Genomic DNA, 2,067 nt, shown 5'->3' with positions numbered 1-2,067 from the left:
TACTCATGTCATCATTCGCACTTCCGATACCTCCAGGATCTCTCACGAGTATCCCTTCACAGGCTTACGGAACGCTCCGCTACCGCTTGCAGCAAGCTGCAAACCCTAAGCTTCGGTGCATGGTTTAAGCCCCGTTACATCTTCGCCGCAGGAACGCTTGACCAGTGAGCTGTTACGCTATCTTTAAAGGATGGCTGCTTCTAAGCCAACCTCCTGGTTGTCTAAGCATTCCCACATGCTTTCCCACTTAACCATGACTTGGGGACCTTAGCTGTAGGTCAGGGTTGTTTCCCTCTTGACGATGGACGTTAGCACCCACCGTCTGTCTCCCGAGTAGTACTTCCAGGTATTCGGAGTTTGGTTAGGTTTGGTAAGTCGGTGAGACCCCCTAGCCCATCCAGTGCTCTACCCCCTGGAGTATTCGCTCGAGGCGATACCTAAATATCTTTCGCGGAGAACCAGCTATTTCCGAGTTTGATTGGCCTTTCACCCCTAGCCACACGTCATCCCCGTAATTTTCAACTTACGTGGGTTCGGCCCTCCAGTAAGTGTTACCTTACCTTCAGCCTGCACATGGCTAGATCACTCGGGTTCGGGTCTAATCCGTCTAACTTAACGCCCTATTCAGACTCGCTTTCGCTACGCCTACACCTAACGGCTTAAGCTTGCTAGACAGACTAAGTCGATGACCCATTATACAAGAGGTACGCCGTCACCCAGAACGCGTCTTGGGCTCCGACTGTTTGTATGCATCCAGTTTCAGGTACTATTTCACTCCCCTCGTCGGGGTGCTTTTCACCTTTCCCTCACGGTACTGGTTCACTATCGGTCGCATGCGAGTACTTAGGCTTGGATAGTGGTCTACCCATGTTCAGACAGAATTTCACGTGTTCCGCCTTACTCGAGGACCTATGAGCTTTCTACCGGTACGGGGCTATCACCCACTATGGCGGACTTTTCCAAGTCCTTCCCGTTCTTACTCACAGGCCACTGGCCTGGTCCGCGTTCGCTCGCCACTACTAACGGAGTCTCGTTTGATGTCCTTTCCTCCAGGTACTTAGATGTTTCAGTTCCCTGGGTTAGCTCCCTTTCGGGTGACCTTAATGGTCGGGTTTCCCCATTCGGAAATCCTCGGATCAAAGCTTATTCGCAGCTCCCCGAGGCTTATCGCAGCGTATTACGTCCTTCATCGCCTGCATGCGCCAAGGCATCCTCTAGATGCACTTAAGACACTTGATCGTTCTCATTATCGATGCCCGCAACATCCCCGGCCCCTCTTGAAAGGCCGGCTAGTCATCGGGCAAGAACGAAAGCCACGTCATTACAACGTGGCAGTTTGATCGGTCAGATCAAAAAACCAGAATTCACGTGCTGTTGCTGTCTCTCGGCGGGGTGCGCCTCAAACAAGCAGCAAAGCATCTCTTTACGATGTCGAAAGATCCGGCGGACATCACTTCCAAAGGAAGGAGTCTGCCAAACTTGCTCTCTAACTATGCGACGTTGCGGTACTCTCGGGGAACTGGTGGAGCCGGACGGGATCGAACCGACGACATTCTGCTTGCAAAGCAGACGCTCTCCCAACTGAGCTACGGCCCCATTCCATTCCTACGAGGATGGTGGGCCCGGGTAGACTCGAACTACCGACCTCACGCTTATCAGGCGTGCGCTCTAACCACCTGAGCTACGGGCCCTCTGGATCACGCCAGAGAGCCGGCAGCTAAGCCGGCGAACGCGACAGGCTTGTGACCTGTTGCGCTGACGCGTGAATAACGTCGCATGTGAAGAAAGAGAAACGAAGGCGGCGAAGTTCCGCAAAGTGCTGTCTGACTTGACAGCTTTTGTTCCAATGAAAACCCGATAACCGAAGTTGAAGGGTAATCCTTAGAAAGGAGGTGATCCAGCCGCAGGTTCCCCTACGGCTACCTTGTTACGACTTCACCCCAGTCGCTGACCCTACCGTGGTCGGCTGCTTCCTTGCGGTTAGCGCACCGGCTTCGGGTAGAACCAACTCCCATGGTGTGACGGGCGGTGTGTACAAGGCCCGGGAACGTATTCACCGCAGCGTGC

General features: G+C 53.7%; 2 tRNA genes and 2 rRNA genes. All 4 read right to left on the bottom strand.

Going from position 1 to position 2,067, the window contains the following annotated elements:
- Positions 1-1,239, bottom strand: a 23S ribosomal RNA gene (locus LC586_RS43895); the annotation flags it as partial.
- 281 nt (positions 1,240-1,520) lie between these two features.
- Positions 1,521-1,596 (bottom strand) — tRNA-Ala (locus LC586_RS43890).
- An 18-nt stretch (positions 1,597-1,614) separates the two neighbouring features.
- Positions 1,615-1,691: transfer RNA gene (locus LC586_RS43885), tRNA-Ile, on the bottom strand.
- Positions 1,692-1,885: 194 nt separating this feature from the next.
- Positions 1,886-2,067, bottom strand: a 16S ribosomal RNA gene (locus LC586_RS43880); the annotation flags it as partial.

Origin of the sequence: Nostoc favosum CHAB5714, from assembly GCF_020829495.1 — a bacterium.
Lineage (GTDB): Bacteria > Cyanobacteriota > Cyanobacteriia > Cyanobacteriales > Nostocaceae > Nostoc > Nostoc favosum.
Note: the sequence above shows the minus strand (reverse complement) of the source record. Positions and strands in the feature narration are given on the sequence as shown.